Raw genomic sequence first — 26233 nt, 5'->3', positions numbered from 1 at the left:
GGGGCGCCATGGCGCCACAGCGCATTCTCCTGAATCTTGGCCTGGACCTCGCGCTGGCGGCGCTGGCCCTGCCGGCGGCGCTTTGGCTGGCCGCACCGGGTCAGTGGCCGCCCCTGGGGTGGTGGGTCGGCGGGCTCGCGGGCTCCCTGCTGGCCTTTGCGGCGGCGGCGCTGCCCCTGCGGCTGCCCCGGCAATACTGGCGCTATGTCGGGCTGCCCGACCTGCTGCCGGTGGTGGGGGCCACCGCCCTGGCGGCGGGGCTGTTCTGGCTGGGCCTGCTCGCTACCGGCGCCTGGCGGCCGCCCAATGGGGCTTTTCCGCTGCTGCATGCCGGGGTGATGGCCGCGCTGACCGGCGGGGCGCGCCTGCTGGGGCGCCTGCGCTCCGCGCATCGGGTGGGGCCGGTTTCGGACGTGCCGGCCCAGCCCGTGCTGCTGGCCGGCGGCGGCGATGCGGCGGATCTGTTCATCCGCGCCCTCATCGCGCAGCGCGCCCCGGGCTACCGGGTGGAGGGCATCCTCGCGCCGCGCGCGCGGCAGCGGGGGCGGCGGATCCTCGGCGTGCCCATCCTGGGCGCGGTGGAGGAGGCGGGCGCGGTGCTGGATGCGCTGCGCGCGGAGGGACGGCTCCCGGCGCTGCTGGTGCTGGCCGACCCCGCGCTGTCCGGTGCCGCGCTGGAATCGCTGCTGGACGCGGCGGACCGCCATGGCGTGCCGGTGCGCCGCGCGCCACGGCCCACGGCGCTGGACCCCGCCGCCGCGCGCCCGCAGGCGGTGCGCCGGATGGACCTGCGCCCCGTCTCGATCGAGGAGCTGCTGGACCGGCCGCAGGTGCCGCTCGACCGCGAAGGCATGGCGCGGCTGATCCAGGGCCGGCGCGTGCTGGTGACGGGCGCGGGCGGGACGATCGGCAGCGAGCTGTCACGCCAGATCGCGGCGCTGGGTCCTTCCACGCTGACGCTGCTCGATCATGGCGAGTTCGCGCTCTATGAGATCGACCTGGAGCTGTCGGAAAGCCATCCGGGCGTGGCGCGGCGCCCGGTCCTGGCGGATGTGCGGGACGAGGCGCGGCTGCGGCGGCTGATGGAGGAGATCCGGCCGGAGCTGGTCTTCCACGCGGCCGCGCTGAAGCATGTGCCGATGGTGGAGAACGATCCGCTGGAGGGGCTGCTGACGAATGCGCTCGGCACCCGGCTGATCGCGGATGCGGCGCGGGCGAATGGCTGCCGGGCGATGGTCTTCATCTCCACCGACAAGGCGGTGAACCCGACCAGCGTCATGGGTGCCTCCAAGCGGCTGGCCGAGATGTATTGCCAGGCCCTGGACATGCAGGCGCGGCAGGAGGGCGAGGACGCGCGCGCCGCGCGCGGCGGCGGCATGCGCTGCGTGACCGTGCGCTTCGGCAACGTGCTCGGCTCCACCGGCTCCGTCGTGCCGCTGTTCCGGCGCCAGTTGGAGCGCGGGGGGCCGCTGACGGTGACCCACCCGGACATGCGCCGCTACTTCATGACGGTGCGCGAGGCGGTGGGGCTGGTGCTGCAGGCCAGCGTGATCGGCGCCGAGGACCGGGAGGACCAGCCGAGGGAGCTGCGCGAGGGCGGGATCTTCGTTCTGGACATGGGCAAGCCGGTGAAGATCGTGGATCTCGCGCGCCGGATGATCCGGCTGGCGGGACTCCAGCCGGAGGTGGATGTGGAAATCCGCTTCACCGGCCTGCGGCCGGGCGAGAAGCTGTTCGAGGAACTGTTCCACGGCCAGGAACCGCCGCGGCCGACCGGCTTCCACGGCCTGCTGGTGGCGACGCCCCGCACGGCCGATGCCGCGCTGGTCGGGCGCGCGATCGACGAGGTATCCTCCGCCGCGCGCAGCGGACAGGCGCGGCTCGCCCTCGCCGGGCTGGCGCGGCTGGTGCCGGAATTCGAGCACGCGCCGAACACGCCGGTGGCCGGGCGGGCCTGATTTCGTCGGTTCTGGGCTGTTGGTTTGTCCCGGGGAGAGGAAGAAGGAATTCTTCCTCTCCCCGGCCCCCTCGCCTTCTTCTTTTTCTTCAGGTTGGAGTTGTCCGGCTGACGGTGCGCCTCGGGTCATCGACCCGAGGCGACCGCAACGGCAGGAAGGGCACTCTCAACCAGAGATCCCCTCGATCAAGGGTATCCACGGCAGTCAGAAGGGGTTCCAAGGGCCTCAGGCCCTTGGCGGGTGGGGGGGGGAGCCCTCCAACAGGAAGCTCTGATCAGCCCAGAACCTCTACCGCGCTGGCACAAGGCTCTTGCGACCCCGTTTCGTATGGGCTTCCTTGTCGCTCACGAAAAGGAGAGCGACATGCCTGCCCTTTGCCCGCGGCTTGGCGCGGCCTGACGCGATGGACGGCTCGGATGGTCCCGCCACCTGGCGCGACGGGCTGATCGCGAGGCTGGCGTTGCGGCATGCGCGGATCGGGGTGGTGGGGCTCGGTTATGCCGGGCTGCCGCTCGCGCTGCGCTTCGCCGAGATGGGCTTTCGGGTCGAGGGCTTCGACATCGATGCCGCGAAGGTGGAGGCGATCGGGGCCGGGCGGAGCCCGGTGCATGGGATTGGCGACCGCCGCGTGGCGGAGAGCGGGATGCGCGCCCATGCCTCGGCCGAGGCGGCGGCGGATTGCGATGTGCTGGTGATCTGCGTTCCCACGCCGATCGGGCCGCATAAGGAGCCGGACCTCTCGGCCGTGCGCGAGACGCTGGCGGCGCTGGCGCCGCATCTGCGGCCGGGCCAGGCGATTGCGCTGGAGAGCACGACCTATCCCGGCACGACGGAGGAGCTGGTGCTGCCCGTGCTGGCGCGGGCCGGGCTGCGCGTGGGGGTGGACGCCTTCGCCATCTATTCGCCGGAGCGCGAGGACCCCGGCAATCCGGAGGGCACGGTGGCCCGGGTGCCGAAGCTGGTGGGCGGTGCGACGCCGGCCTGTCTGACGGTGGGGCAGGCGCTCTATGCCCCCGTGGCGGGCGGGCTGGTGCCGGTTTCCTCGCTGGCGGTGGCGGAGCTGGCGAAGTGCTACGAGAACGTCTTCCGCGCCGTGAACATCGGGCTGGTGAACGAGCTGAAGCGCATCGCCCATGCCATGCATCTGGACGTGCATGAGGTGATCGACGCGGCCGCCACCAAGCCCTTCGGCTTCATGCCCTTCCGCCCCGGGCCGGGGCTGGGCGGGCACTGCATTCCGGTCGATCCCTACTACCTCGCCTGGAAGGCACGGGAACTGGGCGTGCCGAGCGATTTCGTGGAGCTGGCCGGGCGGGTGAACGACGCGATGCCGGCCTATGCCGTCGCGCGGCTACGGGATGCGCTGGACGACCGGGGCGTGACGCTGCGGGGCGCGCGGGTGCTGCTGCTCGGCCTCGCCTACAAGCCGGGCGTGCCGGATACGCGGGAGAGCCCGGCGGTGGAGATCTTCCGGCTGCTTGAGGAGCGCGGGGCGGTGCTCTCCTATCATGACCCGCTGGTGCCGCGCTTCCCGGCCACGCGGCGGCTGCATGGGGCCTCGCCGGAGCTGGAGAGCGTGTTGCTGGACGAGGAGGTGCTGGCCACGCAGGACGCGGTGGTGCTGGTGACGCCGCAGCCCGGGATGGACCTGACGCTGGTGCGGCGCGCGGCGCGGCTGGTGGTGGATACGCGCGGCGCGTTGCGAGGCGAGGGGCCCGGGGTGGTGGTGACGGCCTGAGGGTAGCGCTGGCCGCTTCAGCGCCGTGTCGCCGCGGGCGCCTGGGCCAAGACGACACCGCCCCGTGCTCTTCCCCCGTGCTCTTCCCCCGTGCTCTTCCCCCGTGCTCTTCACGGGCAGCCCCTGCGACGGATAAGAGCAGTTCCGTCGCACCGGGGCGGGTGCATCAGCCCGCCGATGGTCCGTCGCCGACCAAGGAGACGCCGATGATCGTGGACCTGCGGATCTACACCTGCCAGCCCAACCGCATGGCCGAGTTCGTGAAGCTCTATGAGACGATGGCCTGGGAGCTTCAGAAGAAGTATCTCGGCCGCTGCCTCGGCTGGTACACCACGGTGGAAGGCCCGCTGAACCGCGTCGTCCATCTCTGGGCCTATGACAGCCAGGCGGACCGCGAGCAGCGCCGCGCCGCGATGGCGGCCGACCCCGCCTTCCAGGCCTATCTCGCCAAGGCCGCCGAGCTCGGCGTGCTGCAGGAGATGGAGAACCGCATCGTCGCGCCGGCGCCCTTCTACCGGGCGCATCTCGAAGCGCAGCAGCAGAAGTAACGGGAAAGGGCCGGGGGATGTCCCCGGCCCTTCCACCAAGCCGTTCCGGCGCGCCGCGCTGGGCCTAGAGGCGCGACTTCAGGAAGGCGTTGACGCGGTCGAGCAGGCTCTCGCCCTCATGCACCGCATGTCGGCCGCGCTTCTCCGCCTCATGCCGCGCACGGCCGAACAGGCTCCAGCCGCGGTCCCGCGCATCCTCATAGGCTTCATGCCCATCGGCGCGGGCGCGCTTGAACAGGTGCCAGCCCCGGTCGCGCGCATCCTCATACGCGTCCTCGCCGCGGTCACGGGCATGCCCGAACAGGCTCCAGCCGCGGTCCCGCGTATCCTCATAGGCCTCGCGGCCGTCGGCGCGGGCGCGCTTGAACAGGCCCCAGCCCTGGTCGCGCACATCCTCATAGGCATCCTCGCCCCGCCCGCGCGCATCCCGGTAGAGGGAACGGCCGCGGTCCCGCGCGCCTTCGTACAGATCTTCGCCGCGCTCGCGCGCGTCGTCGTAGAAGGAGGAGGCGTAGCGGCGCGCGCGGTCGGCGAAGCGCTCGCTCTCCTTCCGCGCACGGCGCAGGAGGGGCCGCGCCTCGCGCTCGGCATGGTCCGCATAGCCGCGTGCCCGATGCGCGATCCGCCCGGCCTCATGCCCCAGCGAGCCGATGCCGTGCCGCGCCTCGTCCGCCAGGGAGCGCCCGAGCCGCCAGGCGCGGTCGGAAAGGCGCTGCGGCAGCGGCTTCGGCCGGCGCATGGTGTACATGCCGACCGCAGCCCCCGCGAGCAGCGCCGCCGCCCCGAGCATGAGCCCGGCCGGGCCGAGCGGGTTCATCTGTGCTTCCAGCAGGAAGGAGGTGCGGCGCGGCGGCGGGCCGGAGAGGGACGAGGTCTCGGCCAGGTCCTCCTTCGGCTCGTACAGGTTGTCGCGCCGCTCCTCGCGGCCGGGCTGGTCGGAGGATTGGCTGGGCTTGGCGATCTTGCTCATCATCAGGTCCGTCAGTTTCGGGGCGAGGCGGCCCAGGGCCGGAATCATCCACCCGCCACCCCCCACGACGAGGTCGCGCACCGGCGTCTCGCAGGCATAGAGGATGGCGCGCGCCACCACGCGCGGGTGGTAGCTCGGGGGCGGGTTCCTGGTGCCCGGCGTCCCCATGAGGTTGCGGGCATGCTCCATATAGGGCGTGTCGATCGGGCCGGGTTTCACCAGCGTCAGGCTGATCGGGTAGCCCTCCGCGTCGAATTCCGTGCGGAAGCTCTCGGTGACGCCCTTCACGGCGAACTTCGCGGCGGAATAGGCCCCCTGCAGCGCCATCGCGCGGTCGGACAGCACGCTGCCCGTGTTGACGATGGCGCCACCCTTGCCCTTCAGGTGGCGCGCCGCGACGAGCGTGCCGTGCACGACGCCCCAGTAGTTCACGTCGAACAGCCGCCGCTGGTCCTCCAGCGGCACGTCCTCCAGCTCGCCATAGATCGCGACGGCGGCGTTGTTGCACCAGGAATCGAAGCCGCCGAAGACGCGGATGGCGGCCTCGCTGATGGCCTCCATCTGCGCCATGTCGGCGACATCGGCCACGACAGGCTCCGCGCGCCCGCCCTTGGAGCGGATCTCGTCCGCGAGGGCGTTCAGCGCCTCCTCGTTGCGCGCGGCGATCACCACCGCCGCCCCCTGCTGCGCCGCCATCCGCGCGGTGGCGAGGCCGATGCCGGAGGTGGCGCCGGTGATGACGACGACCTGCTCGGAAAGAGGTTTCAGGGTGACGGAGGGCATGAGCTGGTCCCTGGCATTGCGGGGTCTCAACGGCGAAAGCCTTCCAGGGTTCCGCCGCATCCCCCGGGGTCGGAAGAGCCCTGCTGGACGTTCCGCAGGCCAGAAACGTTCCCCCGAACCGGCCCCCCGGACTGGCCCTTGCCGATCCCGCCCGCGGCCTATCCCACCACGGCCCGTGTCACCCGCCCCTCCGCCTCCGCGAAACCGACCTCCGCGATCACCGGCAGATGGTCCGAGGCCTCCCGCGCCGCCTTGTCCGTCCAGCTCCGCAGCAGGGCAGCACGCGGGCGGGCGTAGATCCGGTCCAGCGCGAAGAGCGGGCGCCGGACGGGGAAGGTGCGCGCCCGGGTGCGGGAGGGGAGGGTGCCCAGGAAGGCGCGGTCCACCGGGCCATGCGGCTCCCAGTCGTTGAAGTCCCCCATCGCCAGCAGCGGGTCCGCCGTGGCCCGCGCGATGGCGGCCAGCCGGGCTGCCTGCGCCCGCCGCTCCCCCCAGCCCAGGCCGAGATGCGCGGTCAGCAGCCGGAGCGTCCCGCCAGGCGTCTCCACCCGCGCCGTGATGGCGGTGCGCGGCTCCCGCCCGGCCACCGAGATGTCGTGGAGCGCCGCCTCCTCCAGCGGCCAGCGGCTGACCAGCATGTGGCCGTAGCAGCCATCCGTGGCGCGCAGCGTCGGCGCCTCCACCGCGTGCCCGCCCAGCGCGTCGCGCAGGGCGGTGAAGGGCAGTACCCCTGGCCGGCTGCGGCCCTCCACCTCCTGGATGGCCACGATATCCGGCGCGTGCCGCAGGATCAGGTCGATGGCCCGCTGCAGGTCGTGCCGCCCGGAGGGGCAGACAGCGCCATGGATGTTCCAGGTCATGACCCGGAACGAGGATGCGTCCGTCATGCGGGAGGGCTACTCCCGGCGCAGGCGCCGGAACAGGGTCTGCAGGCCCCAGGTGACGCCGGCCCAGACGGCGAGCACGAGCACCAGCATCCCGATATTGCGCGGCGTCGGGTTTTCCAGGATGCGCGACAACCCCTCCCCGACGAGGGAGAGCAGCGCGATCCCGGGCAGCAGCCCCAGCGCGGTGCCGATCATGTAGTCCAGGAAGCGGATCCGCATCGCGCCCGCCACCAGGTTCACCAGGGTGAAGGGCGCCACCGGCAGCAGGCGGATGGTGGTGACCGCCAGGATGCCGTTGCGGTTCACCGCCTGGCTCACCCGGCTGATCCGCGGCCCCAGCACGCGGCGCAGCAGGTTCGGCCCCAGCTTCCGCCCGAGCCCATAGGTGGCCGCGGCCGAGACCATGGCGCCCACCGCCGCATAGGCCAGGCCGGGCCAGGTGCCGAAGGCGGCCGCCGTGCCGAGGATGAGCACGTTCACCGGGAAGGCCACGAAGCCCAGCAGCAGGAACAGCCCCACGGAGAAGGCGGGGCCCCAGGACCCGCCGGCGGTCAGCGCGTTCCGCATCGCCTCCGGCGTCATGTAGCCGGCGATGGGCGTCATCTTCCAAAGCAGGAACAGAAGCGCCACCGGCACCAGCATCAGCGCGGCGCGCGCCAGCAGCGGCCAGGGCTTGCCCGAGGGCGGCGCGAGGTCGGGATGGCCGAGATAGTCCGCCAGCGCCTCGCCCGTCTCCATCGGCCGGCGCGGATCGGCCGCGCGCTCGATGCCCGGCAACAGGCTGCGCGCGGGCTGGTCGCCATCCTCCACGTCGCGCAGGCTCTTGCCCCCGGCGGAGAGCCCGTCCACCGCCTGCAGGATGGACCCGGTGGCCTTGATGCGGGCGGAGACGGCTGCGGGCGGTACGCCGGTATGCTCCGCGATCAGCCGGTCGCGCACGCGCTCCACGGCCGCGGCCTGCTCCGCATCCCGTGCCTCCAGCACGAGGTCGCATTCCGTATCCGTGCCCATGGAGCGGTTGCAGAGGTTGGAGGAGGCGACGCGCAGGAGGCGGTCATCCACCGCCATCACCTTGGAATGCACCATCACCTCCGAATCCGCTCCTCCATTGCTCACATGCGGGAAGACGAGCCGCACCCGGTCCCCCAGCCCCGCGCGCCGGATGGCCCGCATGAAGCGGATGCGCCCGGCGAGCATGGTGCGGTGCTCCAGCCAGGTGTGATGCGTCTTCGGCGCGACGATCAGCGCCTCCAGCGAAGGCCGCTCCTTCATCCGCCGGATCAGGGCCCGCGCCAGCCGCCCGCAGGTAAGGAACTGGTTCTCGATGTAGAGGATGCGCTCCGCCGCCCCGATCATGTCGAGATAGAGCGCCTCCACCTCCCGCACCTCGGGTTCGGCCCCCTGGCGGGGCATGGTGCGCGCGATGCCGAGCCGGGCCTCGCGGAACTCAGGCTCCACCGAGGCGGGCCAGGGATCGTGCTCCGCCTCGATGGGCTCCGGCAGTTCCAGGCATTCCTCGCAGGCGCGGTTCCAGCGCTCGCGCACCAACTCCTCCAGCGCCGCCGCGGCCCCTCCGTCCACCAGCATCTGCACGTCGTGGAAGGGGGGATAGGGCTTGCCCGCCGGGTCCACCCGCGCGGGGTCCAGCGGATCATGCGCGCCCCGGTCCCAGCGCCGGATCGTCAGGTCCAGCCCGCCGGAGAAGGCCACCTTCCCGTCCACCACCACCACCTTCTGGTGGTGGGAGGCGCCGAAGGGCGTGCGGTCGTCGAGGCACAGCTCCACGGCCTCCGGCGTGTTCCAGCGCAGGTGCAGCGCGGGCAGCGGCTCGCGCTCCAGCGCGTAGAGCACCGAATAGTCCCAGAGCAGCAGCTTCACCGAGAGGCCCGGCCGCCGCTCCACCAGCGCGGCGAGGAAGGCGCCCAGCTCCTCCGGCAGCCCGTCCTCCGGCGGCGCCTCGCCGACGAGGCGGGTGCGGCTGTCGATATCCCAGCCCAGCACATGGATGCTCTGGCGCGCGTTCAGCATCGCCTCGCGCACCGCGGCGAAATAGGTGGCGCCGTCGGCCAGCACCGCCGCCCGCCGGGCATGCGCCACGCGCCAGGCATTGCGGCCGGGGGCCAGCAGGGAGGCGGGAGGGGCGGCCGCCGGGCGCTCGGGCGCCGTGCGGGGCCGCGCGCGAGGGGGCGCTTCGGTCAGCATCGCTCCCGCTAACGCAGCAGGAGCAGCTTCGTTCGCCCGCTGCACGAAGCGCGGCCTGCCTCTTGCTAACTTCACGGAGAGGGGCGCCCCGGGCCGGCCTGACCATCGGGGCCGGACCATCGGGGCGAAATCGTTCGGGGGACTGGAATGCTGTGGGATCTGGCGCGGGCCGAGGGCCCGGTTGCGGCGGCGCAGGCCGCGCTGGACCGGATCGAGGCATGGGACGACCCGGCCCTCTTCATCACGCGCGTCTCGCCCGAGGCGGTGCTGGCAGAGGCCCACCGCCTGGAGGCCGAGGGCCCGATGGGCCGCCCCCTGCACGGCATCCCCTTCGTGGTGAAGGACAATATCGACGTCGCCGGCCTGCCCACCACGGCCGCCTGCCCGGACTACGCCTATACCCCGGCCGAGGACGCCCCCTGCGTCGCCCGGCTGCGGGCCGCCGGGGCCGTCCTACTGGGCAAGGTGAACCTGGACCAGTTCGCCACGGGGTTGGTGGGGGTCCGCAGCCCCTATGGCACGCCGCGCAACGCCATCGCCCCGGACTGCGTGCCCGGCGGCTCCTCCTCCGGCTCGGCCAGCGCCGTCTCGGCCGGCATCGCCGCCTTCTCCCTCGGCACCGACACGGCCGGCTCAGGCCGCGTGCCGGCGGGGTTCCAGAACATCGTGGGCCTCAAGCCCAGCCTTGGCCTGGTCCCCAGCCGGGGCGTCGTGCCCGCCTGCCGGTCGCTGGACGTCGTCTCCCTCTTCGCCCTCACGGCCGGGCAGGCCGCCACGGTGCTGGAGGCCATGGCGGGCCCTGACGCCGACGACCCCTATTCGCGCCCCGCCCCGCCGGGCTGGCGCGCCACGGGCGGCACCCTGCCGCCGCATCTGCGCGTGGCCGTGCCGGAGGAGGTCGATCTCGTCTTCGACACGCCGGACGATGCCGCCCTCTTTGCCGCCGCCCTCTCCCGGCTGGAAGCCCTGGGCGCGACGCTGGAGCGCGTCTCGATCGCGCCCTTCCTCGCCCTGGCCCGCCGCCTCTATGACGGCGCCTGGGTGGCCGAGCGCACCGCCGCCCTGCGGGAGGTGGTGGAGAACCACCCGGACGCCCTGCACCCCGTCACCCGCATCATCCTGGAAGGCGGGCTGCACCGCCGCACGGTGGACGCCTTTGAGGACTTCCACGCCGCGGCCCAGACCCGCCTGCTCTCCCGCGCCCTTTTCGCGCGCTTCGACCTCCTGGCCGTTCCCACCGCGCCCGGCATCCCCACGCTGGAGGCCGTGGCGGCCGAGCCGATCGCGGCGAACAGCCGGAACGGCACCTACACCAACTTCGTGAACCTGCTGGACCTCTCCGGCATCGCGCTGCCCTCCGGCTTCCGGGCGGACCGGCGCCCTGCCGGCATCACCCTCCTCGCCCCTGCCTTCGCCGAGGCCCGCCTCTGCGCCGTGGCCGCCGCGCTTCACCACGCGGCGGGCCTGCCCCTCGGCGCCACCGGGGAGGCCACGCCCGCGCCCATCTCCGCCGCCGGTACCGAATCTGGTCCCGAATCTGGTACCGAATCTGGTACCGAATCTGGTACCGAATCTGGTACCGAATCTGGTACCGAATCTGGTACCGAACCGGGCGAGATCGCCCTCTTCTGCATCGGCGCCCATATGTCCGGCCTGCCCCTCAACGGGCAGATCACAGGCCTCGGCGGCCGCTTCCTCCGCACGGACCGGACGGAACCGGCCTACCGGCTCCACGCTCTGGGCAACCGCCCCGGGCTGATGCGCGTGGCGGCGGGCGCGGCGACCCCGGGCGCGGCCATCGAGGGCGAGGTCTGGGCCCTTCCCGCCGCTGCCATCGGTCCCCTCCTCGCCCAGGTCCCGGCGCCCCTCGGCTTCGGCACCGTCGCGCTGGCATCCGGGCCATGCCTGGGCTTTCTCGCCGAAGCCGCGGGGGTGGAGGGCGCGCCCGACATCACGGCCCATGGCGGATGGCGGGGCTGGCTGGCGGCGCAGGCCGGCTGAAAGGCCGCTTCCTCGTCGCTCCGGCCGCAACGCCTCACCCGGCGGGTGGCGGCGCGACCGGCAAGGCGGGGGTGACGGGCTCGATCCGCAGGGTCTCGTTCCGCATCAGGGCAACGCGGCGCAGGGCGGCGTAGCGGGTGGAGCCGTCGGGCGCCCGGCCGACCGCGTAGAGCCAGACGGTGAGCTGGCCGTCGGCCACGAGCTTACGGGCGATGCGCTCCACCTCCGGCCCGCTGCCCAGGGCGGAGAGCTCGGCGGCGGTCAGGCCGATGGTGACCTCGTCGCGCGGGCTGACGACCTTGAAGAGCCGGACGCCCGCCTCCTGTGCCAGAGCCGGCATGACCAGGGCCGGCATGGCCAGGGCGGCGGCGATCGTGAGGGCGAGGCGGCGGCCTGGGCCGGCATGCTGCATCTGGGTGGTCCTCCCTGCCCGCGGCTCCTGCCGCGCGGCCGGACTGTGCCGCGAGGTCAGACGGGACCGCAATGTTCCGGGAGCGGCGTGTGGAACGCTATCCCAGCGCTTCCCGCCCATGCGGGGCGGTGAGGTCCTGGACGGGGCCCAGAGGCACGATGCCGGTCGGGTTGATGCCGGGGTGGCTCTCGTAATAGTGGCGCTTCATGTGCCCGAAGTCGCAGGTCTCGCCGAAGCCCTGCGTCTGGAACAGGTCCCGCAGATAGGGAAAGAGCGCGGGAAGGTCCGCGATGCGGCGCAGGTTGCACTTGAAGTGGCCGTGATAGACGAGGTCGAAGCGCACGAGGGTGGTGAAGAGCCGGATATCGGCCTCGGTCAGCCGCCCGCCCATGAGGTAGCGCTGCCCGGCCAGGCGGCGGTCCAGCGCATCCAGCGTCTCGAAGAGCGGGCGCACCGCATCCTCATAGGCGGCCTGCGTGGTCGCGAAGCCGGCCTTGTACACGCCGTTGTTCACGCGGTCGTAGACCGTGGCGTTGAGGTCGTCGATCTCGGCCCGCAGATCCTCGGGGTAGTGGTCCTCCGCGCCGCCGAAGGCGTGGTCGAGCATGCGGATGATCTCGGCAGATTCGTTGTTCACGATCGTCCGGCGCTGCCTGTCCCACAGCACGGGCACGGTGACACGGCCGGAATAGAGCGGATCGGCCGCCGTATAGACCTGGTGGAGGAAGGAGGCGCCGTTCACCGTGTCGGGGATGACGCCGGGGCCTTCCTCGAAGGTCCAGCCATCCTTGCCCATGCGCCAGTGGACGACGGAGAGGGTGATCGCCCCTTCCAGCCCCTTGCGGGCGCGCATGATCAGCGCGCGATGCGCCCAGGGGCAGGCGAGGGAGACATAGAGGTGGTAGCGCCCCGGTTCCGCCGCGAAGCCGCCTTCGCCGGAGGGGCCAGGGCGGCCATCGGGCGTGATCCAGTTCCGGAAGGCGCTTTCCTTCCGCACGAAGCGGCCGCCCGTGGCCTTGGTATCGTACCACTGGTCCTGCCACTGGCCGTCCACGAGCAATCCCATCGCGCCTCTCCCGGTCCCTTTCCGTGCAACGCCGTGGGGCGCCCTTCGGATCAGCCGGCGCGATAGGCGGAGAGGATGGCCTGGCCTTCGGCCCCGGCGCGGCTCGCCCATTCCGCGATGACGGGCTCGGCCGCGCCGCCGAGGGCCGCGCGCAACGGGGCGCCGCTGGCGAGGGTGACGCCATTGGCGCGCATCCGCGCCTCGTTCTCGGCCAGGCGAGTGCCGATGGCGCGGAACTGGCGCGCTTCCGTCTCCTGCGCGGCCCGCGCCACCGCATCCCGCGCGGGGGCGGGCAGGGCCCGCAGGGCGGCCGTGTTGCAGAAGGCGAGGCTGAGGGGAGAGGCGTAATCGAGGACGGTGAAGTGGGGGAGGATTTCCCACAGCCGCGCGCCGGCGCCGCCATCGCCGGAGGAGAGTACCGCGTCCATCTCCCCGCTGCGCAGGCGCGGCATGGCGTCGGCGAAGGAGATCTGGGACGGCGCGGCGCCCGCGCGCTGCATCACCGCGGTGCTGGCGGCGTCATAGGTGCGGATCTTCAGGCCGCGCAGGGCTTCGGGGCCGGTGATGGGATGGCGGGACCAGAGGCCGCTGGCCGGCCATGGCGTGGCGTAGAGCAGGGTGACGCCACGGGATTCCAGCGCGCCCGCATAGGCCGGGCGGGCCACCCGCAGCAGGCGCGCCGTATCCTCGGCGGAGGCGGTGAGGAAGGGCAGGGCGGAAAGGGCGAAGATCGGTGCCTCGGCCGCGAGCGGGCCGGTGAAGGCATCTGTCGCCTGCACCCGGCCCTCGGCGGCGGCGCGGATCATGGCGGCGGAGCGGAGGCCGTCCGGCGCGTCGAAGCCGGGGGCCACGGTGAGGGCACCGGCGGAGAGGCGTGTCGCGGCTTCGGCGAAATGCGCGATGCCTTCGCCGGGCATGGCGGTGGCGGGATATTCCGTGACGATGCGCCAGGCATCGGCGGCACGCGCATGGCGGGAGAGGGTCAGGCCGGGAAGGAAGGCCGGAAGCAGGGCGGAAAGGGCGCGGCGGGGGAGCATCGGCGGGCGACTCCGGGACTGTCCGGATCGAGTATCGGCGCGCGGTGGCGTGGGGCAATGGTGGCTTCTGCCCTTGCCCCGCCGCCTCTCCGGGGCCGCGCCCCTCCTCCAGCCGCATGTGGGGAGGAGAGGCGCGGCGCCCGGGCGAGGGGATCAGCCCGCCTTTTCGGCTTCCGGCCGCCGGCGCAGCGCGCCGAGGCCGAGCAGGCCGATGCCGAGCAGCGCCAGGGAGGCGGGTTCGGGCACCGGGATGGTGGCCGTGGTCTCGCCCGTGAAGGTGCAGGGGGCGGCCGCGCAGAGGAAGCTGGAGCTGAACAGGCCGGTGAAGCCGCTCCCCGCCAGCGTGATGTCCAGCGAGAAGACGGGATTGTCCACGCTGATGGTGCCGAAGGGCAGGCCCCCCGGCGCGGAGGTGATCGTCGCCGCGGCGGTGGTTCCGGCGGGGAAGGCCGCGGGGTTGAGGAAGTCGGCATCCGCCAGGTTCAGGGGGAAGCCGAGCACGACGACCGACACCAGGAGCGAGACCAGCCCTTCCGCTCCCGTCAGGGTCGCGCCGTTGCCGTCGAGCGAGTAGGCGAGCGTGCCGCCATTCGCGAAGGCCTCGTCCGTCAGCACGGCCTGCGCGAAGAAGCTGGCCTTGTTCGATGGGGCCGGCGTCACCTGCTCGAAGGACAGGATGACATCCGCGCGTGCCGGGGCGGCGGAGAGAAAGGCAAGCCCGGCGGTCAGTGCCAGGGCCTTCGGGTTGAGCAGCATAGGGGCTCCTTCCAGTTCTTGGCGCCGCAGCGCGTGGGATGGAAGGAGCAACATCGAGGCCGCGGAATTTCGCGTTGCAGAACAGAGCGATACGAGAAGGCGAGTGGACGCGGGGCCTGTTCCGTCAAGTTCTTCGACAAGCCCGGGTGGCTCACGTCACCCGGGCTGGCCCGCGCCGCCTATTCCGCCGCCTGCCGGGCGTTGGACAGCACGCCGCGGCGCAGCTGGTCTTCCTCGATGCTCTCGAACAGGGCGCGGAAGTTGCCCTCGCCGAAGCCGTCGTCGCCCTTGCGCTCGATGAACTCGAAGAAGACAGGGCCGATGACGTTGGCGGAGAAGATCTGCAGCAGCAGGCGGGCCTTGCGGTCCTCCACCACGCCCTCGCCGTCGACCAGCAGCCCGTTCTTTTTCAGGCGGGGCAGGTCCTCGCCATGGCCGGGCAGGCGGGCGTCCACCTTCTCGTAATAGGCGTCCGGCGGGGCGGGCATGAAGTTGAGGCCGGCCTCGCGCAGGCCCTCGATGGTGCCGTAGATGTCGTCGCAGCCGCAGGCGATGTGCTGGATGCCCTCGCCCTTGTAGGCGCGCAGGTATTCCTCGATCTGGCTCTCGTCATCGGCGCTCTCGTTCAGCGGGATGCGGATGCGGCCGTCGGGAGAGGTGAGGGCGCGGGAGAAGAGGCCGGTATACTCGCCCTTGATGTCGAAGTAGCGGATCTGCCGGAAGTTGAAGATGCGCGCATAGAAGTCGTACCAGAAGTCCATCCGGCCGCGGAACACGTTATGCGTCAGGTGGTCGATGTAGTAGAGGCCCGCGCCCACCGGCCAGGGGTCGCGCGCGCCGAGCCATTCGAACTCGGCGTCATAGGCGGAGCGGCCTTCGCCATACTGGTCGATGAAATAGAGCAGGCTGCCGCCGATGCCCTTGATGGCGGGGATGTTGAGGGTCTTGCCCTCGGTGGCGGGCTCGGCGCCGTTCCTCACCGCATGGTCGAAGGCGTGCTGCGCGTCCACCACGCGGAAGGCCATGGACGGCACGCAGGGGCCGTGCTCAGCCGCGAAGCGCACGGCGTGGGAGCCGGGCTCCTCCGTCAGGAGGTAGTTGATGTCGCCCTGGCGGTAGAGGGTGCTCTTCTTGCCGCGGTGCCGGGCAACGGCGGTGAAGCCCATCTGGCGGAACAGGGCATGGAGCTTCTCGGGCTCGGGGCTCGCATATTCGACGAAGCCGAAGCCATCCGTTCCGGCCGGGTTGTGGTCGGAGATGACGGCGCGGGGGGCGTCATGCGGGAACGGGCCCATGGAAGTCTCCTCTGCGTTTCCTGGAAGCCTAGTCCGGACCGGGCGCGAGAAGCGTGCGAACTTGGCCCGATCCTGGCGCTGGACGCACGCTTCGTGCGCCGTATGATCCTTCGATGCATGAAACGGTTACGCTCAACCCGATCGACCTCCGGCTGCTCGCGGCCCTGCAGGAGGATGCGCGGCTGACCAACCAGCAGGCGGGGGAACGGGTGGGGCTCTCCCCGTCCCAATGCTCGCGCCGCCGCCTGGCGCTGGAGGCGGCGGGGGTGATCCGGGGCTATCACGCCGAACTGGCGGCGGAACCGCTCGGGCTGCGGCTGCTGGTTTTCGTGCAGGTGACGCTGGCGACGCATAGCCGCGACAATGCCCAGCGCTTCCGGGAACTCGTCTCCCGCCTCGAGGAGGTGCAGGAGGCCTATGCCATGACCGGCGATGCCGACTACCTCATCAAGGCGGTGGTGCCGGACCTCAAGGATCTCTCGGCACTCGTGAACGACGTGCTGCTGCCGCATGAGAGCGTGGCGCGGGTGCGGTCCTCCATCGTGCTGGAGCGGATCAAGGAATCGAACCGACTGCCCCTGGGGGCGCTGCGGCGGGGGTAGCGCGACGGCGCCGCTGAATGCCTGTGGGGAATGAACAGCATAGCCGGTCGGCATTGGAGGTTCGGGTCTGGAGGGATCAGGTTCTGGGTCACGGAAGCGGCGCCTCCGCCGCGGAACACAGAGCTGAAAGGGACCTTCCCATGCGCAAGATGATCGCCACGCTGAGCCTCGCCACCGCCCTGGTCGCGGGTGTGGCCGCCCCCTCCTTCGCCGAGGGCGACTATGTCTCTGGCCCGACCGCCTCGGGTGCCTTCAGCCAGGCCGATGCCAGCCGCACGCCGCTGGCCGGCGCCAGCAACCAGGGCGCCAACTTCGACATGTCCCGCCAGGGCGCCTGAAGCGCCTGCCTCCGAACCCCAGGGAGAACACCCCCATGCGCAACCTCTTCAACATCGCCACCCTTGCCGCCGCCCTCGTCGGCGGCGCGGCCTCCTCCCCGGCGCGGGCCGAGGGCGAGTATGTCGCGGGCCCCGTCGCCTCGACAGCATGGGGCCAGGGCGAGAGCCGCACGCCGCTGGCCGGCGAGATCCGCCAGGGCAACGCCAATTTCGACATGAGCCGCCAGGGCGCCTGAGCCCCTCCCCGGCTCGCCTTCCCCGCCAGCCTCGCCGTCCCCTCCCCGGGGCGGCGGGGCTTGCCGTTTTCCGGGCATAGCAACGTCGCGGCCATCCTCGCGAACGGCCCGTGCCTTGACGCTCCGGGAGCCGGATGGGAGCGTCCCGCCATGGTGCGCATCCGTGAACTGCCGTGCCCTCATGGCGGATGACGCGCTGAAGGCGGTCAAATCCGCCGATCGCGTCCTCACGCTGTTCGAGCTGCTGGGCCGCTGGGGGCGGGAGATGTCCCACAGCCAGATCGCCGAGGCGCTCGACATCCCGAAGAGCAGCCTCACCCAGTTGCTGCGGAACCTCGTTGCGCGCGAATGGCTCCGCTTCTCGCCGCTCACCAAGGGCTATTCGCTCGGCCCGGCCATCGAGGCGCTGGCGCGCCGCGCGATGCAGGCGCGGGACCTGGTGCAGCTCGCGCAGCCCATCCTGGCGACGCTGACCGCGACGGTGGGCGAGTCCTCCGCGCTCAACCTCCTGAAGGGCGACATGGCCGAGGTGGCGGCGACGGTTCTGGGGCCGCAGCGCCTGGTCTCGCATATGCGGCTCGGCGACGTGGCGCCGCTTTACGCCACCTCGGGCGGCAAGGTCATCCTCGCCTTCCTGCCGCGCGAAATGCAGGAGGATTATCTCTCGCGCGTGGTCTTCGAGCCGAGCACGCCGAGGACCCTGCGTGATCCGGCGGCGCTGCGCCGGCAGCTCGCCACCATCCGGCGCCGCCGCACCGGCCATTCGATCGAGGAGTGGACGCCGGGGATCGTCGGCATCGCGCAACCCGTGCTGACGCGCGCGGGGAGCGTGCTGGGCGCGATCAACGTCGCCATGCCGCGCCTGCGATACGACAAGGCGGGCGAGGTGCGGATCATCGAAGCACTGGCGCGTGCTACCGCCGCACTGTCGGAGAGGGTGGAGGGCGCGCCGCCGGCCTAGGGTCGTGGTGTCCTCAGGCGTCTCCGGCCAGGTCCCAGCCGGGGCGGCGATGCGCGAGACGTTCGCGGGCACCCTCGCCCGGAAAGATCGAGGCCAGGTCATAGACGCCGCCGATCTCCGCCGCGCCGTGCGGCAGGAAGGCAGTGAGCGCGGCGTCGAAGGCGCGCAGGGCGGAGGGCCGGTCCAGCGCCTCGATCAGCAGGACGGAGCCGAAGGATGCCGGGCCGTCCGGTGCCCGGGAGCTCGCCCAGGCCGGAGCGGGCTCCTGAGCCTCATGCCGCCCAAGCCGAAGGGCGACCACGCCCGGAGCCTCGGCGAGAGAAGCCAGAACGCCCTTCGCCTCGCCGTCCGCGGGCTGGCCGGGCAGGCGCATCACGGCAAGGGACGCGCCGCGGCCGAAGCCGGCGCGATGCGCGACGGTGCAGGGCGCGCGGAGGAAGTTCCGAAAGCTCGGGCGCATGGCGGCCGACCAGGGCGTGGGGTGCTGCAGGAGGTCGCGATACTCCGGTGTCGCCAGCGCGGCGAGGCTCTCCAGCTCGTAGAGCGTGAAGTAGCGATGCACGGGGTGGTCCCGGTCCACATAGCGGCAGCCGCTGCGGAAGCCGGGGGCGGCGACGCGCTCCGGCACATGCTCCCGCGTATGCCAGCGGTCGTATTCCGCCTCGCGCCCGCGTTCGATATCGTTCCAGAGCGCGAGGAAGGCGGTGCCGCGCGCCGTCATGCCTGCCCTTCCGGGGCGACGGATTGCGGACGCCCCGCGAGCTGCGCGCCGCCGGCGACATGCAGCACCTCCCCCGTGATGAAGCGCGCCTCCCCGGAGGCGAGGAAGGCGACGGCATTCGCCACGTCCTCGGGCGTGGCGAGCCGTGAGAGCACGCCGAGGCGGAGATGCCGGCGCTCGGTTTCCGGGCCGCTTTGGGAGTTGAAGGCGCTGCGGACATAGCTGGGCGCCACGGCGTTCACCGTGACGTTGAACTCGCCGAGCTGCACGGCGAGCGAGCGCGTGAGGCCCACCAGCCCGGCCTTGGAGGCCGTGTAGGCCGGGCCCGCGCCGCTGAGCCATGTGCGCGAGGCCATGTTGACGATGCTGCCGCTGCCTTGCGCGCGCCAGAAGCGCATGGCCGCATGGGCGAGGAGCATCGGCACCGTCAGGTTGATGCGCATCACCGCCTCCCAATCCGCGAGGGAGATGGAGGCGATCTGATGCCCCGCGCTGAGGCCGGCATTGTTCACCAGGCAGTCCAGCCGGCCATGGCGCTGCGCGATCTGCTCCATCGCCCGTGCGGCTGCGTCAGCCGCCACGAGGTCGAGCGCGATGTGAGAGGGCGGGAGGCCGAACTCGGCCTCGAGCGCGGCCGCGCGCTCGCTCAGCCGGGCGGCGTCCCGGTCCAGCATCACGGGCAGCATGCCCGCACGCGCCAGGCGGCGGCAGATGGCGAAGCCCAGCTCTCCCGCACCGCCCGTTACCGCCGCGACGGGCCGGCCCGCGCTGCTCATGCCCGCGCCGCCCATGCCTGGTACGGGCAGCTGGCGTTCCACCGGTTCCGTGGCGGCATGGCGATCCTCCTCTCCCGGCCAGCCATGCGCTTGACGCGCATGGGATCGAGTGCACTGATCTGAACACGTTCAAGACAATGAACCAAGGGGCGGCGCCATGGAGGAAACCAGTGATCGGGCTGCCACGGAGGCCGAGGAGGTGGCCGATCGCCGCCGGATCCGCGAGCTGCTCCAGAACTGGGTCGTCTGGCGCGACGCCGGCCATTGGGAACGCTTCCGCACGGTCTGGCACCCCGATGGGCGGATGATGGCGACCTGGTTCCAGGGCTCGGGTGACGAGTTCATCCGCGTCAGCCAGGAGGGCTGGGCCAAGGGCGTGAGCATCCTGCACTTCCTCGGCGGCATCTCGATCGACCTCGCCGGAAGCCGCGCGGTCTCGCAGACCAAGATGACCATCTCCCAGCGAGGAGTGGTGGAAGGCGTGTCGTGCGACGTGGTCTGCACCGGCCGCTTCTACGACTTCCTGGAGAAGCGGGACGGGCGCTGGGGCATCGTCCTGCGCCAGCCCATCTATGAGAAGGACCGGCTGGATCCGGTGACGCCCGGCGCGGTGCCGCAGCTCGACGCCGCGCTGCTGGCCCGCTTCCCCGAGGGCTACCGCCACCTCGCCTATATCCAGACCCGCATCGGCTACACGGTGAAGCCGGACATGCCCGGGCTGAAGGGACCGGAGGTCGAGGCGCTCTACGCGCGCGGCGCGGCCTGGCTGCGGGGCGCCCCCATCTGAAGCGGCGCCTCGTCGCCCCTGGGTGATTTGGCGCGCGGCGCCGGGGCCGGGCATCCTGCCCCGAGCATGGATGCATGGATGCATGGATGCAGGGGGGGCAGCGCTTGGGCGCCGAGGGGTTCGACGTGGTGGTCGCCGGCGGCGGCGCGGCCGGGATCGGCGCGGCGGTGGGCGCGGCCCAGGCCGGGGCACGCACGCTGCTGTTGGAGCGCTACGGCTTTCTCGGGGGCGCGGCGACCAATGCGAATGTGCTCACCTATTGCGGCCTCTACCAGGCAGGCGAGACGCCGCGCCGGGCCGTGGCTGGGGTGGCCGAGGCCATGCTCGCCGGGCTGAAGGCGCTGGGCGGGGACATCACCCCCCGGCGTGGGCAGACCGGCAACTGGATCGTCGTCTTCGACCCCGAGGCGCTGAAGCGCGCGGCGGACCGCGTTGTCATCGCTGCGGGGGTCGAGACTTGGCTGCATGCGCGGCTGACCGGGGCCGTGCGGCGGAACGGCGTCCTGGAGGCCGTGCGGGTGACGGACCATGCCGGCACGCACGAGATCGCGGCCCGCGCCTTCGTGGATGCGAGCGGCGAGGCGGATCTCGGCGTGCTCGCGGGCCTTCCCATCGCCTTCCCCCGGCCGGGGCTGGATGGGGTGCAGCCGGGCTCTGCGCCGCTCCGGCTCGGCGGCCTTACGCCGGGCGCCATGCCGGACCGCGCCTGCCTCGCCCGTGTCGCCGCCGCCGCCAACCGCCTCCTCCCCAGCCCCTGCGTCCGGCCGGAGGGCGGGATCTTCATGCCGATGCCAGGGCCGGGCGAGGCCTGGTGGATGTGCATCGACCTGAACACCGACGGCCTTTCGGCCCCGGACCTCACCCGGGCCGAGCAGAGGGGCCGGGAGGCGGCCTGGGCCTGCATCGAGGCGCTGCGGCAGGAGCGGGGGATGGAGGGGGCGCATCTCCTCTCCACCGGCCCGCAATTCGGCATCCGCGAGACGCGGCGATGCACCACGCGGCAGATGGTCACGGGCGAGCAGGTCGTGGCCGGCGCGCGCTCCCCGGACGGCGTGGCCCGTGGAGCCTGGCCGATGGAGGTGCATGAGGCGCCGGGCCGCGTGGCGCTGACGCCGGTGGGCGCGGAAGGGTTCTTCGACATTCCCCTGCCCGCGCTGCAGGCGGCGGGCATCGACAACCTCTGGTGCGCCGGGCGGGTGATGGGCGCGGACCGGGCGGCCTTCGGCTCCGTGCGGGTGATGGGGACGGCGCTGGCAACCGGCCACGCGGCAGGCGTGGCCGCGGCGCTGCGGTCGGCGGGAGTTGGCGAGGTGCAGGCGGAACTGCGGCGCCAGGGGGCCTTGGTGTAGGTCGTTTTGCGGCGTTCTGAACTGCTGGTCTGTCCCGGGGAGAGGAAGAAGGAATTCTTCCTCTCCCCGGACCCCTCACCATCATCTTCTTTTAGAAGCTTGGAATCACGGGGCTGACGGTGCGCCTCGGGTCATCGACCCGAGGCGACTGCAGGGGCAGGAAAAACACCCGTCCACCAGAAACCCCGCCGATCAACGGTATCCACGGCCGTCAAACGGGGTTCCAAGGGCCTCAGGCCCTTGGCGGGTGAGGTCCGGAGAGGGCGGAGCCCTCTCCGGCAGGCCTCCGGCCAGGCCAGAACGCGACGGGCCGCCTCAGTGCGGAAGGGCGCGCAGCGCGGCCAGCACGTCGTCCGGTTCGGCGCGGCGGGTGAAGTCCACATCCACGAAGGACCAGCGGACGATGCCCTCCCGGTCCACCACGAAGGTGGCGGGCACGGGCAGGAACCAGGAGCTGCTGCCTTGCCGTTCGCCGAGGTCCAGCTTGTCCCGGCTCAGCAGGCTGCGATAGGCGGCCGGCGTCTTGAAGGCCACGCCGCAGGCCAGGGCGAGGCCGTGATCGACATCGGAGAGGAAGCGGAAGCCTGGCGGGGCCTTGAAGCCGGGGCGGAGGGCGTTGCCGCTGGTCTCCGGCGAGACGGCCACGAGGCTCGCGCCCTCGGCCCGCATCGCGGGCAGGCATTCGAGCATCGAATCCAGCGCCGCCACGCAGATCCGGCACCAGTGGCCGCGGAAGAAGGTGACGACCAGCGGGCCCTTCTCCAGCAGCTCGTCCCGTTCCACCAGATGGCCGGTGGGGCAGGGCAGCATGAAATCGGGGAAGGGCTCGCCGACGGACAGGGCGTGCAGCCCCGTGCCGTTCCGGCGCAGCTCGGCCACCGCTTCCTTGATCGCGGCCATGACGCCGGGCGAGTCCGCCGCGCCGTCCCTGATGCCGTCGAGGATTTCACTCAGCCTCATCTGGCCCTCCTGTAGGCAGCAATCTGAGCGCTTCGCCCGAAGGAGTCAGCCCGCCGACCGGGCATGGTTTCGATGCCCCCCTGTTATCAGGCCTGCCTTATCAAGCCATCGCCTGGCGTATCCACTCCGCCCAGCACAACGCTTCGCGGTCCCGTCCGGGTGCGGCGACGATCTGCACGCCGAGCGGAAGGCCATGCGGGCCGGTGCCTGCCGGCACGCTGACCGCCGGGGCGTGCAGGGCGGTCCAGAGCAGGTTGAAGGCGGGATCGCCCGTCCAGGCGATGCCCTCCGGTGCCTCGCCCGGGGCGGCGGGGGTGAGGACGGCGTCGTATTCCGCGATGGCGGCGGGAAAGGCGGCCTGCGCGGCGGCGAAGGCGGCACGTGCCTCCTCCAGCGCGCGGGCGGGCAGGGCGAGGGCGGGTTCCAGCTTTTCCAGCAGGGCGGCGGAGATCCGGTCCCGGTGATGGGCCAGCTCCCAGGCCAGGGCCTGGGCGCTTTCCATGTTCATCACCGTCGGGTGGGCCTCGGCCGCGGCCATGACGGCGGGCGGAAGCACGCCGCGCGTCACCCGGGCGCCGGCGCGGCTGGCGGCCTCGGCCGCGCGCTCCATCAGGGCCAGGGTCTCGGGCGCGGCCTTGTCGGCATGGGGGCCGAGGCAGAGCAGCAGGCGGGGGGCGCGGTCTGGGTGGGTTTCGGGGTTGCCCATCTCCCGGCCGCTGACGGCGCCGATCAGCAGGGCGCAGTCGGCCACCGTGCGGGCCAGGGCCCCGATGGTGTCGAGCGATTCGCTCATCACCTTCATGCCGGCGCGGTGGATGGAGGCATGCGTGGGCATGAAGCCGACGATGCCGCAGAAGGCGGCGGGGCGGAGCACACTGCCCGCGGTCTGGGTGCCGAAGGCCAGTGGGAACAGCCCCGCGGCCACGCCGGCCGCGGAACCGGAGGAGGAGCCGCCCGGCGTGTGGGCGGGGTTCAGCGGATGGGTGGTGGGGCCGGGGTGGCGGGTGGCGAATTCGGTCGTCACCGTCTTGCCCATCACCACCGCCCCCGCGGCGCGGGCGAGGGCGACGCCGGCGGCATCGGCGCGCGGCACATGGCCCGCCCAGATCGGCGAGCCGTAGCCGCAGGGCATGCCCCCGACATCGAGCACGTCCTTCACGCCCAGCGGCAGGCCGTGCAGCGGGCCGAGGGGGGCGCCGGCGGCGGCGCGGGCATCGGCCGCGCGGGCCTCGGCCAGGGCGGCCTCGGGGTCGAGATGGGCGAAGGCACGCAGCACCGGCTCCCGCTCGCACGCGCGTTCGAGGCAGGCCTCCATCACCGCCGTGGCGGTCAGCGTGCCCTCTCGCAGGCGGCGGGCGGTGTCGGTGGCGGAGAGGGGGCTGGCACTGGTCATGGCGCCGGGAGTGTCGGCGCCGGGCGGGCCGGGGGGAAGGGGCTTTTCGGTGCCCTTCTCAGCCCAGCAGCGCGGCCGCCAGCCAATAGCAGAGGGCCCCAACCGCCGCGGCGGCGGGCAGGGTGACCACCCAGGCCCAGACGATCCGCCGCGCGACCCCCCAGCGCACCGCCGAGGCGCGGCGGGAGGCGCCCACGCCCACGATCGCGCCCGTGACGGTGTGGGTGGTGGAGACGGGGATGCCGAGCCAAGTGGCGCCGAAGAGGGACAGCGCGCCGCCGGTTTCCGCGCAGAAGCCCTGCATGGGCCGGAGATCGGTGATGCGGGAGCCCATGGTGCGCACGATGCGCCAGCCGCCCATCAGCGTGCCGAGCCCCATGGCCGCGTGGCAGGAGATGACGATCCAGAAGGGCACGTGGAACTCGGGCCCCAGCAGCCCCTGCGAATAGAGCAGGATGGCGATGATCCCCATGGTCTTCTGCGCGTCGTTGCCGCCATGGCCGAGGCTGAAGAGGGAGGAGGACAGGAGCTGGAGCACGCGGAAGCGCCGGTCCACCGCGAAGGGGGTGGACCGGCGCGAGAGCCAGCTGGTGATGAGCACGAGGAGGAGGGCGAGGAGGAAGCCGACGAGGGGGGAGATGACGATGAAGGAGGCGATGGTGCCCACCCCGCCCCAGAGCACGGCCCAGAACCCCGCCTTGGCGATGCCCGCCCCGATCAGCCCGCCGACGAGGGCGTGGCTGGAGCTGGAGGGGATGCCCCAGATCCAGGTGGCGACGTTCCAGGCGATGGCGCCCAACAGAGCGCCGCCGACCACCAGCGGATCGACCACCTCGGCCGAGATGATTCCCTTGCCGATGGTGTTGGCCACATGCAGGCCGAAGAACAGGAAGGCGATGAAGTTGAAGAAGGCCGCCCAGACCACGGCGACGCGCGGCGAGAGCACGCGGGTGGAGACGACGGTGGCGATGGAATTGGCCGCGTCGTGCAGGCCGTTCAGGAAATCGAAGAACAGGGCGATGAGGATGAGGCTGACGAGCAGCGGCATCCCGATGGTCATGGCGGTCATGCGGCGTGCCCCGCGGCTCAGACCTGTTCGATCATGACGGCCTGGATGAGGTCCGTCACATCCTCGCAGCGGTCCGCCACGGCCTCGATGCCGTCATAGACCATCTGCACCATCAGCTTGTGGCCGGGGGAGGGGCCGTCCACCGCGCCGCCGAACAGCTCGTCCATGCCGGATTGCAGCGCGCGGTCGGCCTCGCTCTCGATGGAATCCACCGCCTCGCACATGGCGGCGATGCCCTTGGCGTTGCCCGAGATGTCGCCCAGCAGCGGCATCCCGTCCCGCAGCCGCTCGCAGGCGCGCAGGATGCAGTCCGCCATCTCCAGCATCTGCGGCGTGACCGGCACCTTGTAGAGCAGCATGCGGCGGCCGGCATCCTTCATGCGGTCGATCACGTCATCCAGCGCATCGGTCAGGGCCAGGATATCCGAGCGGTCGAAGGGCGTGACGAAGACGCGGTGGATGGAGCGGATGGTGGCGCGGTTGATGTCATCCGCCTCGCGCTCGATGCGGCTGAGCTGGGCGTGATGGGCGGGGGCGTTCGCGGGTTCGGCCAGCATGGCGCGGAAGACCTGCGCGGCCTCCACCGTCTTCGCCGCCTGGGCCGAGAAGGCGGCCACGAAGATGTCGTCCCGCGGCATGAGGAAACGGAAGAGCTTCAGGACCATCGCACGGCTCCGGGGGGCGGACGGCGCTGCCCCTAGCCCAGAACCGCTGTCACGTCGATGTCACATTCGCCTCAGGGAGGCCTGTCTCCGGGCCGGGCCGCCTCATCGGCGGCCGTTGATCGAGGTCAAAGCAGAAAGGCCCGGCCTGGCCCAAACCCATGCGGCGAAGGAGGCCGGATGGTGGTCGATCGATTGGACGGCGGGGTGGCCAGGAAGCGCTTCTGCGACTCCTGGCGCGACCAGACGGAGAGGCGGATCCAGGCGCTGGTGGCCGAGCATGTGGTGCTGCGCGCCCTGTGCGACCGGCTGGAGGCCATCGCCGACGGCCTGCCCCGGCTGCCGCCCCATGGGGAACGCCAGCAGCTGGCCCGCCATCTCACCACGCTGATCACGCCGCATCAGGCGCGGGAGGATGACCTGCTGGAATCCCTTCTGCCGCCGGAGGGCGCCTCGGCGGTGGAGCGTTCGCTGGTGGAACGGATCCGAGGGCAGCACATCATGGATGCGGTGCACGCTCAGGACCTCGGCGCCGCTCTGGAGGCGGCCGGCCCTGGCGAGGACCCGGAGGCGCTGGGCTACATGCTCCGCTGCTTCTTCGATGGCTGCCGCCGCGCCATGGCCTTCGAGGAGCTGACCCTCCTCAACCTCTGCGGGCGGCGGCTCTCCCCCGGCACGGATGCCCTGCTCTCCGCCTGCCTGCGGACCGGGCCGGCGCTGAACTGA

Annotated in this window: 25 protein-coding genes; 11 read left to right on the top strand and 14 right to left on the bottom strand. The window is 72.1% G+C overall.

What is annotated here, in order from left to right; all coding sequences use genetic code 11:
- The first annotated feature begins 8 nt into the window (after positions 1-8).
- The 3 genes from BUB97_RS11255 to BUB97_RS11245 all read left to right on the top strand — a co-directional run bounded on the left by BUB97_RS11255 (position 9) and on the right by BUB97_RS11245 (position 4244).
- Positions 9-1958: a polysaccharide biosynthesis protein gene (locus BUB97_RS11255; RefSeq protein WP_073134731.1), complete on the top strand. Its 1950-nt coding sequence runs from the start codon at positions 9-11 to the stop codon at positions 1956-1958.
- A gap of 403 nt (positions 1959-2361) precedes the next feature.
- The gene (locus BUB97_RS11250; protein WP_073134801.1) at positions 2362-3696 is read left to right on the top strand and encodes a nucleotide sugar dehydrogenase; all 1335 of its coding nucleotides are present in this window, start codon (positions 2362-2364) and stop codon (positions 3694-3696) included.
- Positions 3697-3902: 206 nt separating this feature from the next.
- Complete coding sequence (locus BUB97_RS11245) at positions 3903-4244, top strand: NIPSNAP family protein (protein ID WP_073134730.1); 342 nt, start codon at positions 3903-3905, stop codon at positions 4242-4244.
- Between the two features lie 64 nt (positions 4245-4308).
- On the opposite strand, the gene BUB97_RS26200 is transcribed toward BUB97_RS11245, so the two are convergent.
- The 3 genes from BUB97_RS26200 to BUB97_RS11230 form a co-directional block, all read right to left on the bottom strand.
- Positions 4309-5997: an SDR family oxidoreductase gene (locus BUB97_RS26200; RefSeq protein WP_073134729.1), complete on the bottom strand. Its 1689-nt coding sequence runs from the start codon at positions 5995-5997 to the stop codon at positions 4309-4311.
- A gap of 158 nt (positions 5998-6155) precedes the next feature.
- The gene (locus BUB97_RS11235) at positions 6156-6884 is read right to left on the bottom strand and encodes an endonuclease/exonuclease/phosphatase family protein (RefSeq protein ID WP_245818274.1); all 729 of its coding nucleotides are present in this window, start codon (positions 6882-6884) and stop codon (positions 6156-6158) included.
- A gap of 9 nt (positions 6885-6893) precedes the next feature.
- Entirely contained in the window at positions 6894-9086 is a 2193-nt protein-coding gene (locus tag BUB97_RS11230; protein ID WP_086062119.1) for a VTT domain-containing protein, read from the bottom strand.
- A gap of 147 nt (positions 9087-9233) precedes the next feature.
- Between BUB97_RS11230 and atzF the strand changes: the two genes are divergently transcribed.
- Positions 9234-11087, top strand: a complete 1854-nt coding sequence (gene atzF, locus BUB97_RS11225) for an allophanate hydrolase (protein WP_073134728.1) — start codon at positions 9234-9236, stop codon at positions 11085-11087.
- 34 nt (positions 11088-11121) lie between these two features.
- Here atzF and BUB97_RS11220 read toward each other — a convergent pair whose 3' ends face one another.
- The 5 genes from BUB97_RS11220 to hppD all read right to left on the bottom strand — a co-directional run bounded on the left by BUB97_RS11220 (position 11122) and on the right by hppD (position 15653).
- A complete protein-coding gene (locus BUB97_RS11220) occupies positions 11122-11499 on the bottom strand; it encodes a hypothetical protein (protein WP_073134727.1) in 378 nt (125 codons plus the stop codon).
- A gap of 97 nt (positions 11500-11596) precedes the next feature.
- Positions 11597-12565: a glutathione S-transferase family protein gene (locus BUB97_RS11215; RefSeq protein ID WP_073134726.1), complete on the bottom strand. Its 969-nt coding sequence runs from the start codon at positions 12563-12565 to the stop codon at positions 11597-11599.
- A gap of 50 nt (positions 12566-12615) precedes the next feature.
- Positions 12616-13602: a TRAP transporter substrate-binding protein gene (locus tag BUB97_RS11210; protein WP_073134725.1), complete on the bottom strand. Its 987-nt coding sequence runs from the start codon at positions 13600-13602 to the stop codon at positions 12616-12618.
- A gap of 153 nt (positions 13603-13755) precedes the next feature.
- Entirely contained in the window at positions 13756-14358 is a 603-nt protein-coding gene (locus tag BUB97_RS26550) for a PEP-CTERM sorting domain-containing protein (RefSeq protein WP_073134724.1), read from the bottom strand.
- A 179-nt stretch (positions 14359-14537) separates the two neighbouring features.
- Positions 14538-15653 carry a 4-hydroxyphenylpyruvate dioxygenase gene (gene hppD / locus BUB97_RS11200; RefSeq protein WP_073134723.1) on the bottom strand — a complete coding sequence of 372 codons (1116 nt, stop codon included), beginning with the start codon at positions 15651-15653 and terminating at the stop codon, positions 14538-14540.
- Positions 15654-15766: 113 nt separating this feature from the next.
- Between hppD and BUB97_RS11195 the strand changes: the two genes are divergently transcribed.
- The 4 genes from BUB97_RS11195 (at position 15767) to BUB97_RS11180 (ending at position 17790) form a co-directional block, all read left to right on the top strand.
- Positions 15767-16255 (top strand): Lrp/AsnC family transcriptional regulator, encoded by a 489-nt coding sequence (locus tag BUB97_RS11195; RefSeq protein ID WP_073134722.1) that lies wholly within the window; start codon positions 15767-15769, stop codon positions 16253-16255.
- A gap of 140 nt (positions 16256-16395) precedes the next feature.
- Positions 16396-16593: a hypothetical protein gene (locus BUB97_RS11190; RefSeq protein ID WP_073134721.1), complete on the top strand. Its 198-nt coding sequence runs from the start codon at positions 16396-16398 to the stop codon at positions 16591-16593.
- 35 nt (positions 16594-16628) lie between these two features.
- Entirely contained in the window at positions 16629-16829 is a 201-nt protein-coding gene (locus tag BUB97_RS11185) for a hypothetical protein (protein ID WP_073134720.1), read from the top strand.
- A 163-nt stretch (positions 16830-16992) separates the two neighbouring features.
- Complete coding sequence (locus BUB97_RS11180) at positions 16993-17790, top strand: IclR family transcriptional regulator (protein WP_217659637.1); 798 nt, start codon at positions 16993-16995, stop codon at positions 17788-17790.
- A 13-nt stretch (positions 17791-17803) separates the two neighbouring features.
- Here the strand turns inward: BUB97_RS11180 and BUB97_RS11175 are convergent, their stop codons facing one another.
- Both BUB97_RS11175 and BUB97_RS11170 read right to left on the bottom strand, forming a co-directional pair.
- Complete coding sequence (locus BUB97_RS11175; RefSeq protein ID WP_073134718.1) at positions 17804-18511, bottom strand: hypothetical protein; 708 nt, start codon at positions 18509-18511, stop codon at positions 17804-17806.
- Complete coding sequence (locus BUB97_RS11170; RefSeq protein ID WP_073134795.1) at positions 18508-19287, bottom strand: SDR family NAD(P)-dependent oxidoreductase; 780 nt, start codon at positions 19285-19287, stop codon at positions 18508-18510. The genes BUB97_RS11175 and BUB97_RS11170 overlap by 4 nt, the downstream gene beginning before the upstream one ends.
- A 157-nt stretch (positions 19288-19444) precedes the next feature.
- Between BUB97_RS11170 and BUB97_RS11165 the strand changes: the two genes are divergently transcribed.
- On the top strand, positions 19445-20074 hold the full coding sequence (locus BUB97_RS11165; protein ID WP_073134717.1) for a nuclear transport factor 2 family protein: 630 nt from the start codon (positions 19445-19447) through the stop codon (positions 20072-20074).
- A gap of 74 nt (positions 20075-20148) precedes the next feature.
- Positions 20149-21423, top strand: coding sequence for an FAD-dependent oxidoreductase (locus BUB97_RS11160; protein WP_086062117.1), 1275 nt, complete (start codon positions 20149-20151; stop codon positions 21421-21423).
- Positions 21424-21738: 315 nt separating this feature from the next.
- Here BUB97_RS11160 and BUB97_RS11155 read toward each other — a convergent pair whose 3' ends face one another.
- From BUB97_RS11155 to BUB97_RS11140, 4 genes are all read right to left on the bottom strand, one after another.
- Positions 21739-22383: a peroxiredoxin-like family protein gene (locus BUB97_RS11155; RefSeq protein ID WP_073134715.1), complete on the bottom strand. Its 645-nt coding sequence runs from the start codon at positions 22381-22383 to the stop codon at positions 21739-21741.
- 100 nt (positions 22384-22483) lie between these two features.
- Positions 22484-23776 carry an amidase gene (locus BUB97_RS11150; RefSeq protein WP_073134714.1) on the bottom strand — a complete coding sequence of 431 codons (1293 nt, stop codon included), beginning with the start codon at positions 23774-23776 and terminating at the stop codon, positions 22484-22486.
- 58 nt (positions 23777-23834) lie between these two features.
- Entirely contained in the window at positions 23835-24845 is a 1011-nt protein-coding gene (locus BUB97_RS11145) for an inorganic phosphate transporter (RefSeq protein ID WP_073134713.1), read from the bottom strand.
- 17 nt (positions 24846-24862) lie between these two features.
- On the bottom strand, positions 24863-25510 hold the full coding sequence (locus BUB97_RS11140) for a DUF47 domain-containing protein (RefSeq protein ID WP_073134712.1): 648 nt from the start codon (positions 25508-25510) through the stop codon (positions 24863-24865).
- Between the two features lie 177 nt (positions 25511-25687).
- Between BUB97_RS11140 and BUB97_RS11135 the strand changes: the two genes are divergently transcribed.
- A complete protein-coding gene (locus BUB97_RS11135; RefSeq protein WP_073134711.1) occupies positions 25688-26233 on the top strand; it encodes a hemerythrin domain-containing protein in 546 nt (181 codons plus the stop codon).

Source organism: Muricoccus roseus (assembly GCF_900141905.1).
Lineage (GTDB): Bacteria > Pseudomonadota > Alphaproteobacteria > Acetobacterales > Acetobacteraceae > Roseomonas > Roseomonas rosea.
The sequence above is the reverse complement of the archived record's forward strand: the minus strand, read 5'-3'. Positions and strand labels throughout refer to the sequence as shown.